Raw genomic sequence first — 13,741 nt, 5'->3', positions numbered from 1 at the left:
AATAACCGGACAGAATATTAAACAAGTCTTAAATGTAACATTTATGCCTACTCGCTACAAAATGCAAATATCATTTAATTGTTAACAGTAAATAAGTAATTCCAGATGGAGGAAAGGGTACAAAAAATTCTTGCTCAATGGGGCATCGCCTCACGTCGTGAAGCTGAAGAAATGATTAGGCACTCACGGGTGCGAATCAATGGAGTATTGGCGCATTTGGGTCAAAAAGCTGATCCCCAAAAAGATGCGATCGCAATTGATGGTAAAACTGTATCCGAAAAGCAGCGTCCGGCTTTAATATATCTATTGCTGCATAAACCTGCGGGAGTAGTTTCGACTTGCTACGACCCTCACCGAAGAAAAACAGTCCTGGATTTACTACCAAAAGAATTACGGGAGGGTTCAGGTATTCACCCAGTTGGGCGTTTAGATGCAGACTCTACGGGAGCATTAATCCTCACAAATGACGGAAATCTGACATTTGGACTAACCCATCCCCGCCACAGTATTTCCAAGACATACCATGTTGTAGTCAAAGGACATCCCCCAGAAGCAGTATTGCAAATGTGGCGTGAGGGTATGGTGTTGGAGGGTAGAAAAACTAGGGCTGCTAAGGTACATCTAATAGAACGTCGTGCCGAGCAAAGCTTTTTAGAAATAGTCTTGCAGGAGGGAAGAAATCGCCAAATTCGCCGCATAGCCCAACAGTTAGGATACCCAGTAATCAAGCTGCATCGAACTGCTATCGGCCCCATTCAATTACAAACTCCAAAAGAACCCTTATTGTCAGAGGGTAAATATCGTTCCCTCAACGATTATGAGATTCACTTTTTGCAAGATCGGATAACGCAACCTACTAAAGATTCAGTGGAGTTAAGGAGTGTCAGCAGGCATGAAATGGCTAAGAAAGAAAAATAATCACCAGCCATCAATTTCATTAGAGCAACAACGGGCCGAAAAGTTGGCAGAATTGGGCGCTCAACTTTGGGCGTTGCGTCAAGAACAGGGCTTATCTCTAGAGCAAGTGGTTATATTAACCAGAATTCCCCAGCGATTATTGCAGGCGATCGAAGAAGGTAATTTAAACGATCTGCCAGAACCAGTTTATATTCAGGGTTTTATCAGGCAATTTGCTGATGCACTGGGCTTGAATGGAGTAGAATTCTCTGGCACTTTTCCAATTAGTTCCGCACAAGTAAACCCTCAAGGGATGGGGAATACTTCACCCATTAATCAACTACGTCCGATTCATCTTTACTTTCTTTACATATTGCTAATTGTATGCTCTGTCAATGGCTTATCTCAGTTATTAAATAACGCAGTATTACAAGCTAGTAATAGCCAAAACCAACCATACCCAAAACAAAAGTCCATTGTTAAACCAGAGCCAACCCAACCAAAAGATTCACTAAGAGTTCAACCTGTCAGCGATCCCCTTAACGGTAGACAACAGGGACAGGTTGTACAAATTGGTGTGACTTTGAAAGCGTCATCTTGGATTCGCGTCATAGCCGATGGCAAAACCGAGTTTGAGGGTATTCTCCCAGAGGGAACTCACCGGATTTGGAAAGCTCAAGAGCAACTGACAGTAAAAACTGATAATGCTGGTGGTGTGTTGATGAGCGTCAATCAAGAGAAAGCCAAGGAAATGGGAGAGCCAGGGAAAGAGGAAGAAGTTAGGATTGCTGCCAAGCCTAAGTTTTGAGATGAGGGAGAAATCAATTCAAAATTCAAAATGACGCTTGCGGACTCACTAACAAAATTGAAAAAAAAGACTGGGGGAGATGACGAGGATGAGGGGGACAACGAGACAAGGAGGAAAAGGAGGCATTTACTCCTCCCTCTACCTTGTCTGCCTTGTCTGCCTTGTCTGCCTTGTCTGCCTTGTCTGCCTTGTCTGCCTTGTCTGCCTTGTCTACCTTGTCTGCCTTGTCTTTTCCTACTACCCTTCTAGCCTCATTTCCCCACTCCTCAATTTTCTTGCGGGGCGCGTCCATTAAGTCTGGTCAGAACTTTTAAGCGATCGCCTAATTCCTCTCTCAACGCTCCTGATTGATAGCGCCACTCCCAGTTTCCCTCAGCGATACTGGGAAAATTCATCCGCGCTTCGTTTCCTAATCCCAAAACATCTTGCAAGGGAATAATCGCTTGGTTGGCTATGGAACTCAAAGCTAGGCGAATTAAATCCCACTGGATACCTTCAGGACTAATACAACCTAAATAAAGCCATAAGTTATGCTTTTCGTTGTCGCTGGCTGAATTGAACCAGCCTACAGTTGTGTCATTATCGTGAGTGCCAGTATAAACTACAGCATTTCGTGGGTAGTTAAATGGTAAAAACGGATTTTCGGGATCGGAACCAAAGGCAAACTGCAAAACCTTCATTCCGGGAAATTCATACTTGTCTCGCAGCGCTTCGACTTCTGGTGTAATCACTCCTAAATCTTCTGCCAAGACAGGTAGCTTACCTAATTTGTGTCTAATCGCTTCAAAAAAAGCGTCTCCAGGCGCTTCTACCCATTTGCCATTCATGGCAGTTTCTTCGCCTTTGGGTACTGACCAATAAGCCTCGAAGCCCCGGAAGTGGTCAATGCGAATTATATCTACATAGTCCAGCATTGCCTCAAAGCGCTGCACCCACCATTTAAAGTCTTGTTTTTGCAATTCCTCCCAGTTATAAACCGGGTTGCCCCACAATTGGCCTGTGGCACTAAAGTAATCTGGTGGGACTCCCGCCATTTGAGCCGCAACTCCTGTTTCTTCGTCTAAGCAAAAGATATCGGGATGTGCCCACACGTCAGCACTATCATGAGATACGTAAATAGGAATATCACCGATAATGTCAATACCGCGCATGTTGGCGTAGCTTTTCAGGTCTGACCACTGCCGGAAAAACTCAAATTGGACGAACTTGTAATAGAAAATATCTCCATTGAGGCGATCCTCTACTTGAGCTAATGCTTCGGGTTTACGCTTGACAAATTCTGGCTCCCATGTATGCCAGCTTGCACCATTATGGGCATCTTTCAGCGCCATAAATAAGGCGTAATTATCTAGCCAGTAGGCTTTGCTGTCGCAAAAACCTTCAAACTCTTTCTGCTGGATAGGCGTAGCATTAGCTCTAAAGTTTTCACAGGCTTTTTTGAGTAGTCCAATCTTAATCGGCACAACCCGATCGAAGTCTACCTTTTCTACCGGAAATCCTGGTAAATTAGCAAAGTCTTCTTCAGATAGCAAACCCTCATCTCGCAGTTTTTCTGGGCTAATCAGCAGGGGATTTCCTGCCATTGCCGAGTAGCACATATACGGGGAATTACCGTATCCAGTGGGGCCCAGGGGTAAAACTTGCCAATATTGTTGATGGCTCTCTTTGAGAAAATCAATAAAGCGATAGGCTTCTAAGCCTAAATCTCCAACGCCAAATCGACTGGGAAAGGATGTAGGATGCAGCAAAATACCACTGGATCTAGGAAAAGGCATAAGTAACCTGAATTATGAGAGGGAGCAATTATCTGATGGACACGCTACGCGATCGCATCGAATTTATCACGGAACAGTATTTGCACGGTAAATCAAGTAAACTCATCTTGTTTGTCCTTAGTCATTTGTCCTTTGCTCTTGACTAATGACCAATGACTAATGACCAATGACTAATAAATATGACTTACCGAAATCCTGCACCGACAGTTGATATCATCATTGAACTAGTAGATCGACCTCATCGGCCAATAGTGTTAATTGAAAGACATAATCTTCCTTTAGGTTGGGCTATTCCTGGTGGGTTTGTAGATTATGGGGAAGCCGTGGAAGTGGCGGCGCGACGGGAAGCTGAGGAAGAAACGGGTTTGCAGGTGGAATTAGTTGAACAATTACTGGTGTATTCCGATCCTAATCGCGATCCCCGTCAGCATACGATTAGCATCGTGTTTTTAGCAACAGCTACGGGGGAACCAAAGGCTGGGGATGATGCTAAGGGTGTAGGGATTTTTGAGTATTGGTGTGTGCCTGGTAATTTATGTTTTGACCACGATCGCATTTTGCGCGATTATTGGCGGTATCGGCATTATGGGATACGTCCGAGGTTGGGGTTGTTTTGATGCACTTTACTCGGTTAAAAATGACTTAAATAATTCATTCACTGTTGAGGAATGGAACCGTGAAATTTGATGAACTTGATAGCAAAATGCGGGTATTTGAGACAGCACACGATTATTGTGTGCTACCTGGACTTTACATAGTTGCAAGATTAGATGGACGCAGCTTTACTCGCCTGACAAAAGAAGTGCATCAATTTGAGGCTCCCTACGATACTCGGTTTCTAGACTTGATGCTTGCAACTGTCGAACATTTGCTCAATTGCGGGTTAGATATCACTTATGGTTATACCCAAAGTGATGAAATATCTCTACTGTTTGCTCAACAAGAAAACGCTTTCAACCGCAAATTAAGAAAACTCAATTCGGTTTTAGCCGGTGAAGCCAGCGCCAAATTTTCTTTACTATTAGGTGCTATTGGCTGCTTTGACTGTCGCATTTCGCAGCTTCCTAATATAGAAGAAGTAGTAAATTATTTTCGTTGGCGCAGTCAGGATGCCCACAGAAATGCTCTTAATGCTCATTGTTACTGGTGTCTGCGTCGAGATGGCAAAAGTGTAACTCAAGCAACCAGCATGATGAAAGGGTTGTCTATTGCCGATAAAAACGAACTATTATTCCAGTATGGGATTAATTTTAATCATCTCCCTAATTGGCAAAAACGAGGTGTGGGGTTGTATTGGGAGGAATACGAAAAGCAGGGATTTAACCCGATCAGTGGTGAAACTGTCCCAAAACTACGGCACCGCGTCAGGCAAGATTTGGACTTGCCAATGAAGGATGAGTACAGCAAGTTTATTGCAAAACTTTTGACTACAGATTAATGGCACAGCAGTATCACTGCTTGGCGATCGGGTTTAGTAAACAAGCTCCAAACACTCCTCAAAATCATCACCTTGCCAGGTTCCCGCAAATTTTAGCAAGTCTTCTGCTTTAGAGCCTCTAAAAATTGGTGTTGCTTCCTGTATTTCCGGTTTCGTTTGATGATTGGAAGTATCATCATTTTTTTCCGTTGACAGGTCAACAGATATTTCCTCGGTTGTTGGTTTTGTCTTGAGAAAACGCAAAAAATCCAGTGTTTCAGCTAGTAGAACATCTGAGGATGATTCAATTTCTTGGAGCAGTAGTTCTTTAATATTCATAAATAATATTTTGCAGTCTGTCGTAACAGTATTATACGAGTGCGATCGCTATGCTGACCTGACGGCATTATGGGATCTGACTTTTCCCGTTATCTTTCTATCACAGCGATCGCGATCATGAGTGCTATCCTAAAAGTCCTAGTTTCCCGTTGTTTTCTTCTCATTAAACATCTTTTATTGAAAATAGACTTGTGAGTTGAAACCTTTACTATATCCATGTTTCCAGACTTAACGGGAAAAGTCAGATTATGGGATACGTCCGAGGTTGGGGTAAGAGGGACGAACCGCAAAGGGCGCAAAGTAAGAAAAGAGAGGAATACCTGTGACACAAAGTTTTTGTGATTATACTGTGTCAGTGGTATTGAAAGGTGAATTATGGATGCGAAGGAACTGTTGGAGAAATACGCAGAAGGACAACGGAACTTTCAGAGAGCAGTACTGAAAAATGTAGACCTCAGAAATACAGACCTCATTCAAATAGACTTATCGAATGCCGATCTGACTGGTGCAAATTTTAAAGGTGCGGATTTAAGTAAGGCAAACCTGACAGAGGCAATAATTAACGGAACCGATTTTAGTAAGGCATGTCTGACAGCCGCAAATTTCAGTAAAGTAAATGGTACAACGATTGTTATGAGTAGCCATCGCTCTCAGAATAGCCATGTGCTACAGCCGGCAGCAAACTTTAGTGGTGCAAACTTAAGCAGTGTTAATTTAAGTGGAGCAAATCTAAGTAGTGCAAACTTGAGTCACGCCAACTTAGACAAGGCAAATTTAAGTGGAGCAAATCTAAGTAGTGCAAACTTGAGTCACTCCAACTTAGACAATACAAATTTAAGTGGAGTAAACCTAAGTAGTGCAAACTTGAGTCACACCAACTTAGACAAGGCAAATTTAAGTGGAGTAGACCTAAGTAGTGCAAAACTGATAGAAGTATCCTTAGTAGGAACAGACTTGAGTAATTCAATACTCAGTAGTATAGACTTTAGTGGAGTTTACTTAGTAGGAGCGGATTTGAGTCGAGCTAACTTAGAGGGCGTAAACTTTCAAAATGCAAATTTACAGGGTGCTAAACTGCAAGCAGTAAATTTACAAAAATTTAATCTATCAGGCTTGAATTTGACTGGAACTGATCTGGCTGGAGCCAATCTCACACAGGCAAACCTCAGACAATCTTCTCTCCAAAGGGCAAATCTGGAGAGAGCAGTTCTGCAAGGAGCAGATTTGAGAAAGGTAAATTTGAAGGAAACAAATTTGACAAGAGCAGACTTAACTGATGCCACTACTTATGGATGGCTAATTGAGGATGCTGACTTCAGTCGTGCAATAATGCCAGATGGAGAACCCTACAAACCGATCGCAGCTGAGGCAGAAATCGGTAAACAGGAAACATCGTTAGAGAAAGTAATATCTATGACCCGTAAAGTAATTAATACTGATAACGCACCCGCACCAGTCGGCCCTTATAATCAAGCGATCGCAGCTTCAGGTCAATTTGTATTCATCGCTGGACAAATTGCCATCGATCCCCGCCTTGGTGATGTCGTCTACACTGATGATGTCAAAAAACAAACCGAACAAGTATTAGCTAATCTTGAAGCCATCCTGACAGCAGCCGGTGCAACTTTTCAAGATGTGGTGAAGACCACTGTATTTTTAGCTGATATGAATGATTTCGCGGCGGTGAATGCTGTTTATGCTAAATATTTCCCCGAAGATACAGCCCCAGCGCGGGCTTGTGTCCAGGTATCGCGCTTACCTAAAGATGTGTTGGTAGAAATTGATGCGATCGCTGCAATTAGGGGTTAGAAGGAACGTATCAAGGAGCAAAATCTTAGCGGTTACATTTGATAGTTCTGTTTTGCGATGCAAATTCCATATTCCTACTCTAAAAACTCCATCACTTCTTGTAGCAACATCGGCTATATATGGCTTTTCGCAAGCAATTACGTTGTCGAAGAGATGTTTATGGTGCGGGAAGCTAGACAAGTTGGGAAAGTGTGGTGTACTGTCATAACGAAAAATCAGACTATTTTGCTCGTCTTGAAAGTGATAGCGGTAATCAATATATGTAATTTGATTATCTACAATAACAAAGGCTTCACTAACTGCCAGTAAATATTTGAGAGCAAAACGTATCCTAATGCGGAGATTAGCTCTCTCTAGCGTGAAAATTACTGCACTATATTCCTCAACGTATGTGTTAGAGCAGTTGAGTAAAAGTTGCTCAATTTCATCTAAATAGCCTTGGATAACTTTACGCGACATCTCTGAGTTTGCTCTTTATATCTTGGCGTAGAGCTAGGTAATGTTGATAGTTTGCTGCCCATTCGACAAACACTTCATCATCAGAAGTTTCGCCTTGGTTATATTTGGCAAAAAAGTCTTCTGAATTCATTTGGTACTTTATTTCATAGGTATTTAACTGTTTGCTAAGGGCAATCAGCGCATCTAGTGAAGATGTATATTCGATAATTTGTTTACGCATTGATTTATTTATTCAGTTTCATTAGTTTATACTATAGCAGTTATCATTTACGTGAGGTACAACCGTAGGGGCACGCCACTGTCCATTCGTGTCAACTTTCAGAGAGATAAATCATGAACATTGAACTCAAACCTGAACATGAGCAATTTATCCAAGCCCAAATTGCTAGTGGGAAATTTACGAATGCAGATGAAGTACTTGATGTAGCATTTCAACTGCTAGAAAAATTAAATTCCGAGTATGTGCAATGGGTGGAAGAAACTCGGCAAAAAGTTGATGTCGCAATTGCTGAAATTGAACGAGGGGAAGTTTTGGATGGCGAAACTGTAGTGATGCAGATACTAGAAAAGTTCCAAAAGGCGCGTGAGGCTTAGTAATAAGTCGCTATGTCATTTCACTATCTGCAAGTCGCGACTTAAATGAAATTTCTGATTACTTTTTAATCCAAAACCTGGAAGCAGGAGAAAAACTATTTAGAGAGTTTAACAATAAATGTCAAAATTTAGCCGTGTTTCCAAATATGGGACGCAGCTATGCTCATATTAAACCTTCATTACGTGGCTTGCCTCTGGATGGATATGTAATTTTTTACCAAGTGATTGATGATGGGGTTACAATTTTGCGCGTTGTCAGCGGTCGTCAAAATTTAGAATCTTTTATTTGCAGAGTCGGATGAAGAGTAAAGCTCTAAATTTTGTTAAGTGCAGATAAAACTCTGTTAATTACCTCTCAACAAACGCGATCGCGAAGTGACTCTGAAAGAGTATCGCCTCTATAACTTTGGGAATACTGAAATTCAGTACCATAGAGGAGTATTAAAAATGGCAGAAAATCGCATCAGTGCCAGCCTAGCCCCAGCAGATAAAGAAGCAGTTATGCAGGCGATCGCTACAATTAGAGAAAAGTTACCGTTTTTGGTGGATTTGACCACCGAAGACCGACGCACCATAATCAAGATGGGAGATAAAAGTCGGGCTTTTGTCAGCAAAGCTTTAGAAGTGGCGACACAGAACCCTAACTTTTTGCCTCGTTCTTTTGATTTGGAAGAGATGCGCCGGGACTTGGAAATATATGAGGACTTGTATCCGGTGCTGTTATCTTTGACGCAACTGCAAGAACTGGTAGATGATACCTGTATAGCGGCTGGTAGTGAAGCTTATGCAGCAGCATTAGCAATTTATAGCTATGCCAAAGCTAGCGGTGATGTTACAGGTTTAGATGCAGTCATTGATGAAATGGGACGTAGGTTTAGCCGCCGTTCCAAGAAAAAGAAACCCGAAGCCGCAGCCAGCTAAAGCATAAAATAGCCGATCGTCGCAGTTATAAATTTGGGTGTAATAGACCTTACTCGTAGGGAAGCATAGATGTACTTCCCTAGCGTATTTTGTATCTAATACCAATTTGAAAAAAGAATGTGACAAATAGACCATTTGTAGAGACGCGATTCATCGCGTCTTTACCCAAGGATGTATTGCAATCATCAATTGAAATGGTATAAAGATTTTTGCAACCCGCTTGCGCGGGTTTTGTTTGTGTACCCGCGACTTCTAGTCGCCAGGGCATTTTTGAGCCTCTGAGGCTGACAGTTGAGCCTTTTATCCTCAGTGTTGAGCCTCTGAGGCTGACAGTTGAGCCTTGTAGGGAAGGGGTTGGGGTTAGATTTGAGAGAAAATTGCACACGGCATGAAAATTGATCAATTACCCATGCCCAATTCGCAATTTCTACAATGATTAAACCACTACAAAATTGCTGGCGCTGAGTGAAGATACACCATCTAGTTGTGCGAATTTTACCTGACCAAATCCGCCATTGCTACCATCTTGGTCGAAGTAAAGCGCCCCTGTGCTTGTGTTGTAAATAAATCGTTGATCGCTTGTTGTGGCAGTTGTGCCCAGAATAAACTGACTATTAGAGAGCGAACCTGGTGATAAACCGCCACCAAAACCAACAGCAGATATTTGAATGTGGTCAATAGTACCGAAGTTGTAAATACTATCAAGCCCTTCATGATAATTATTGAAAACAAAGGTATCTTCATTTGAACCACCAGTCAGGGCATCATTACCTATGCCACCGATGAGGGTATTCTTACCAAGTCCACCATCAGCACTTAAGGTATCGTTACCTGCACCGCCATTTAGAATATGAATGCTGCTCTCGGCGTAGAAATTAGAGCCAATAGCGGATAGATAATCATTACCATCGCCACCGTCTAGTATGTTTCTACCAGACGTATTGTCTGCGTATAAGGTATCGTTACCTGCGCCACCATTCAGGATGTTATTACCATAGGAATTTCTAACATCCAAAATGTCATTACCTGCACCACCATTCAGGGTGTTACTTCCGCCGTAGGCGTAGGAGTAGTTCAAAACAGCAGATAGATAATCATTACCATCGCCACCTTCTAATAGGTTAGTGCCATAGTTGTAATCTACAGACACAAAATCGTCACCCGCCCCACCATTGAGGATGTTATTACCAGATGCGTAATGGTTAAGAGTTAAGGTATCATTACCTGCACCACCATAGATTTTATTGTTACCATTGCCCCCGACAATATTGTCGTTATAGCCCGTACCTTTGATCTCCAACCGTTCGATATTCTTGTAACTAACTTGATTTGTGTCGGCAGTAATTAAACCTTCGTTAGTACTAGTGTTGAAACTTGAGGTGATGCCTGCGATCGCAGTACTATAGTCAACTAACAAGTAATCATTACCTGTCCCTCCATCAACTGTTTGAATTACTAAGGGATGCACCACAGTGTCTGCACTTGGGCTACTGATATAAAAAGAATCATCACCACTATCACCATTAAGAGTGTTAGTACCTTGAACTCCACGGGCATCAAAAATGTCTGCCCCGTTTCCACCTGAAACTATATTCTTGCCTTTCCATTGATAACTAACATCCAGAGTGTCATTTCCATCACCTCCATTCAGGACATTATTACCAGCAGACAAATCAACTCCAAGATAATCATTTCCATCTCCACCCTGGAGGGTATTGTTTCCTACAGAGTAGCGAGCATAAAGTTTATCATCCCCAGAACCACCATCTAAGATATTCTTTCCATAAGAAAAGCGAATATCTAAGATATCGTTTCCACTTCCACCCTTGACAGTGTTATTTCCAGTCGAACTATAAACGTAAAGCTCATCATTCCCATCACCTCCCTCTAAAAGGTTGTTCCCGGAGGAGTTAGCGGCATAGAAGGAATCATTACCTGCTTCTCCGTATAGATTATTATTACCCTCTTCTCCGTTTAAATAGTCATCACCCAAATCTCCATAAAGGTTGTCATTGCCTTTACCTCCATAGAGCTTGTCATTGCCTTCACCACCATAGAGGTTGTCATCACCTGAGTATCCATAAAGGTTGTCGTCTCCCGCCAGCCCTTTGATAACATCATTATTATCAGTACCGTAAAGGTTATCATTCTGATTTGTACCAGTGATAAGTGCCATAAATTTTGACTCCTTTCAATCAATATTTTCTACATTTGTTAAGTTTTTAATTGGCATTTAGTGCAGTTATGACACACTGATGATTCACCGAAAGTTGACACTATCGGCATAGTTTATGTCGCTCTGATGCAGCACTAGTTATTCATGAAGGATGACTCTATGAATCGGCTTATTAGTAGCAGCTATTTAAGTTTTTTCACAACTATTTATTTAACATTTGAGCTTTTCAAGCCAGCCCTGTAGTTAAGACGCTCTCATGAGTCAACTTTTGAATTTTCTGAATTAGCCATTGCGCCAAGATGCTAATTAGAGGCTTTTTTTAACTTAATGCACCCTTGAAACTTAATTTTATATGCTATAAATATCAGGAACTTATGACGAAGGGTGTCCACCGAGATACCAGTAGAAAGGGATATGTTCTCAAGAAATATTGCAGAGAATGCTTTATTGATTTACTTACTTCACCAAGAATGATGTTTTAAAACTCAAAATTTTTACGGGAAAAGCAAGCTTTCAACCCAATATTTCTTTACACTTGCCCATAAATGAGCTTTTTAGGGAACGTTTCATTTTGAGGAGACACACTCAGCTTGTGGCTGAAACTAGCTTATATCAAGAGTTCTGTAAGTTTGCTTTCAGATAACTTTGATAACATAGTTTTATTTTGCGCTTATATAGACTACAACTACCACAACTCAAACAACTCTTAACAAATAGGCAGCGTAAAATTCATCCTTTGAGTTAATCAATTTGTTGAAGACCAAACTTGCTCATGGATGTCCCTCCGTCTGGCCTCTGCCTTGGGTTACAAACTGGACAGTTAACTACTTTACTGATTGCGGAAACAATCAAATTTATCTGAGTTTTTATCTCGTCAAGTTGGCAATTCTCAAGTCTCAGATTGGTTGAATCTGGTAATAGGTGAGTTAGCACCGACATAGGGCTTGCTGAGGCTTATTCCTCAAATGTTTGATGGAGTGAAGTTTGAAGTATCTCAATTATATCTTTCTTCCTTCTTCCTTCTTCCTTCTTCCTTCTTCCTTCTGCCTTCTGCCCTCTGCCTTCTGCCTTCCCCCAACCAAGATCACCAAAAGTTGCCAAGAACCAAAAATTGCTTCATAAAAATCCTATTCATTCAAAAAACTGGCCTCAATTAAAGCCAGTTTTTTGATTTTATTGAAAACTTCTATCAGACTTTGGAGCCGAGCATTAACGGAACACACTTGAGAAGATATTATTAAACTTTCTCATTAAAATGTCAAGATTTTATGAATTATTCCCCCAAAGTTTGCCATTAGATATCGCCGTTTCCCTTAAATTCTCTGGCTGTGCTTCTAAACTCTTGTCACCAAAATGCTTATCCATCAATGCCGGAACTTGTGTAGCTTGAATTCGGCTATGGCGTGTTTTATCTGGCATAACTAGGTTTGGCCCAGCTTTACAATTTTTCATACAACCAGTGCCCTTGATTGTAACTTTGTCTTCTAAACCGCGATCGCTTAAAGCTGCCTCCAACGCCTGACAAACTGCTTTACCACCGCGTTTCATGCAATCAGACTTTTGACAGACCAAAATCGTGGCTTTAGTCTTAGCTGGTTTTACCTTGACATTATCACTAGATGGGGGTTCTTGGACTGGTGCGATCGTTTCAACTCTCCCCATCTCAGAACGCGCCGCCATCACCCGTTCAGCTTTCAGTGTGACAGTGCCATCTTTCAAATCATGTTTTTTATAACCAACAACTTGCAGCCAAGTCCCTGGTGGTAAGCGCAAGTCAAAAGCAGCCCGTAAATGTTTAGCTAGTTTAATGTAATACTCACCCTCATGAGTCCCCAGTATTAAGCCTTTAAGCTTATAGCCATCTTTAATAACAAAATTTATAAATCTGCCCTCAAGACAAAATTCCGATCCTTCCATACTGTGAGACACACCCATTTTTTTTTGACCTCTTTTTAACTAAGTACAAGCTATCAAGCAAGATTTTCTCAGCAGCTAAAAATTAGAACTCTTGTTAGCGATTTTTCCAACAGCACTCAAGAGTCCAAATCTGGTCTTGACGGGAGGCTGTTAATCGCCGGATCACACTCCACAGTTGAACAGCTGTCATCGGAGAGCCAATTTCAACTTTCAATGGCTGGTTAGCTGTACAACTACAGGGAATGTCTAACTCCTTTAGGCGTTGATAGACTTGCCAGCGATCTGCCCAATTTACCTCTACAAGGTGGTTGCTTTCTATTTCTGAACTAAACGATTTCAAGAGAATTGCCCTCAAAGTGCAACAAACTTGCAGTAACTACCGCGATTGAACTTTCTGGTTATTGAAAGTTTTAGGAGTGTAACCTCTTAAAACCAGCATACCTTAAGTGCAAACAATTCTCATTAATTTTGGAAAAAAGATAAAATGTGGATGGGGAATGGGGCATTGACTATGGGAAAAGATCCTCTGCTCTCGGTTGCCCTATTTCTTCCCCACTCACCTTTGAGTTAAATCTTTATATCAACGTTTCTGGGTACGTAGATAGCCCGCATTTCTCACAAGCTGGAGG

16 protein-coding genes are annotated in these 13,741 nt (G+C 41.6%); 8 read left to right on the top strand and 8 right to left on the bottom strand.

Features of this window, described 5'->3' with window-relative positions; all coding sequences use genetic code 11:
- Positions 1-105 precede the first annotated feature (105 nt).
- Together CDG79_RS26050 and CDG79_RS26045 are read left to right on the top strand one after the other, a co-directional pair.
- Positions 106-918, top strand: coding sequence for a pseudouridine synthase (locus CDG79_RS26050; protein WP_094344712.1), 813 nt, complete (start codon positions 106-108; stop codon positions 916-918).
- On the top strand, positions 893-1,705 hold the full coding sequence (locus CDG79_RS26045) for a helix-turn-helix domain-containing protein (RefSeq protein WP_094344711.1): 813 nt from the start codon (positions 893-895) through the stop codon (positions 1,703-1,705). The genes CDG79_RS26050 and CDG79_RS26045 overlap by 26 nt, the downstream gene beginning before the upstream one ends.
- A gap of 25 nt (positions 1,706-1,730) precedes the next feature.
- Here CDG79_RS26045 and CDG79_RS42790 read toward each other — a convergent pair whose 3' ends face one another.
- Complete coding sequence (locus CDG79_RS42790) at positions 1,731-1,997, bottom strand: hypothetical protein (RefSeq protein ID WP_189525137.1); 267 nt, start codon at positions 1,995-1,997, stop codon at positions 1,731-1,733.
- Positions 1,972-3,480: a 4-alpha-glucanotransferase gene (gene malQ / locus CDG79_RS26035; RefSeq protein ID WP_094344709.1), complete on the bottom strand. Its 1,509-nt coding sequence runs from the start codon at positions 3,478-3,480 to the stop codon at positions 1,972-1,974. The genes CDG79_RS42790 and malQ overlap by 26 nt, the downstream gene beginning before the upstream one ends.
- Positions 3,481-3,659: 179 nt before the next feature.
- Here malQ and CDG79_RS26030 point away from each other — a divergent pair, with 179 nt between their 5' ends.
- Entirely contained in the window at positions 3,660-4,097 is a 438-nt protein-coding gene (locus CDG79_RS26030) for an NUDIX domain-containing protein (RefSeq protein ID WP_094344708.1), read from the top strand.
- Between the two features lie 59 nt (positions 4,098-4,156).
- A complete protein-coding gene (locus CDG79_RS26025; protein ID WP_094344707.1) occupies positions 4,157-4,918 on the top strand; it encodes a tRNA(His) guanylyltransferase Thg1 family protein in 762 nt (253 codons plus the stop codon).
- A gap of 33 nt (positions 4,919-4,951) precedes the next feature.
- Here the strand turns inward: CDG79_RS26025 and CDG79_RS26020 are convergent, their stop codons facing one another.
- On the bottom strand, positions 4,952-5,236 hold the full coding sequence (locus CDG79_RS26020) for a hypothetical protein (protein WP_094344706.1): 285 nt from the start codon (positions 5,234-5,236) through the stop codon (positions 4,952-4,954).
- 375 nt (positions 5,237-5,611) lie between these two features.
- On the opposite strand from CDG79_RS26020, the gene CDG79_RS45205 reads away from it, so the two are divergent.
- The gene (locus tag CDG79_RS45205; RefSeq protein WP_094344705.1) at positions 5,612-7,045 is read left to right on the top strand and encodes a Rid family detoxifying hydrolase; all 1,434 of its coding nucleotides are present in this window, start codon (positions 5,612-5,614) and stop codon (positions 7,043-7,045) included.
- Here the strand turns inward: CDG79_RS45205 and tumE are convergent.
- Both tumE and tumA read right to left on the bottom strand, forming a co-directional pair.
- A complete protein-coding gene (gene tumE / locus CDG79_RS26010; RefSeq protein ID WP_223278329.1) occupies positions 6,992-7,504 on the bottom strand; it encodes a toxin TumE in 513 nt (170 codons plus the stop codon). The genes CDG79_RS45205 and tumE overlap by 54 nt on opposite strands.
- Positions 7,494-7,724, bottom strand: coding sequence for an antitoxin TumA (gene tumA / locus CDG79_RS26005; protein WP_094344704.1), 231 nt, complete (start codon positions 7,722-7,724; stop codon positions 7,494-7,496). Before tumA ends, tumE begins: the two co-directional genes overlap by 11 nt.
- 113 nt (positions 7,725-7,837) lie before the next feature.
- On the opposite strand from tumA, the gene CDG79_RS26000 reads away from it, so the two are divergent.
- From CDG79_RS26000 to CDG79_RS25990, 3 genes are all read left to right on the top strand, one after another.
- Positions 7,838-8,098 carry a ribbon-helix-helix domain-containing protein gene (locus tag CDG79_RS26000; protein ID WP_094344703.1) on the top strand — a complete coding sequence of 87 codons (261 nt, stop codon included), beginning with the start codon at positions 7,838-7,840 and terminating at the stop codon, positions 8,096-8,098.
- A gap of 2 nt (positions 8,099-8,100) precedes the next feature.
- The gene (locus tag CDG79_RS25995) at positions 8,101-8,400 is read left to right on the top strand and encodes a type II toxin-antitoxin system RelE/ParE family toxin (RefSeq protein WP_094344702.1); all 300 of its coding nucleotides are present in this window, start codon (positions 8,101-8,103) and stop codon (positions 8,398-8,400) included.
- Between the two features lie 145 nt (positions 8,401-8,545).
- On the top strand, positions 8,546-9,019 hold the full coding sequence (locus tag CDG79_RS25990) for a hypothetical protein (protein WP_094344701.1): 474 nt from the start codon (positions 8,546-8,548) through the stop codon (positions 9,017-9,019).
- 436 nt (positions 9,020-9,455) lie between these two features.
- Here the strand turns inward: CDG79_RS25990 and CDG79_RS25980 are convergent, their stop codons facing one another.
- The 3 genes from CDG79_RS25980 to CDG79_RS25965 form a co-directional block, all read right to left on the bottom strand.
- A complete protein-coding gene (locus CDG79_RS25980; protein ID WP_094344699.1) occupies positions 9,456-11,195 on the bottom strand; it encodes a calcium-binding protein in 1,740 nt (579 codons plus the stop codon).
- A 1,266-nt stretch (positions 11,196-12,461) separates the two neighbouring features.
- Positions 12,462-13,130, bottom strand: a complete 669-nt coding sequence (locus CDG79_RS25970; protein ID WP_094344697.1) for a (2Fe-2S) ferredoxin domain-containing protein — start codon at positions 13,128-13,130, stop codon at positions 12,462-12,464.
- A gap of 76 nt (positions 13,131-13,206) precedes the next feature.
- Positions 13,207-13,452 carry an Asr1405/Asl0597 family protein gene (locus tag CDG79_RS25965; RefSeq protein WP_094344696.1) on the bottom strand — a complete coding sequence of 82 codons (246 nt, stop codon included), beginning with the start codon at positions 13,450-13,452 and terminating at the stop codon, positions 13,207-13,209.
- Positions 13,453-13,741: the final 289 nt, after the last annotated feature.

The organism is Nostoc sp. 'Peltigera membranacea cyanobiont' 232, from assembly GCF_002245985.1.
Classification (GTDB): domain Bacteria; phylum Cyanobacteriota; class Cyanobacteriia; order Cyanobacteriales; family Nostocaceae; genus Nostoc.
The sequence above is the reverse complement of the archived record's forward strand: the minus strand, read 5'-3'. Positions and strand labels throughout refer to the sequence as shown.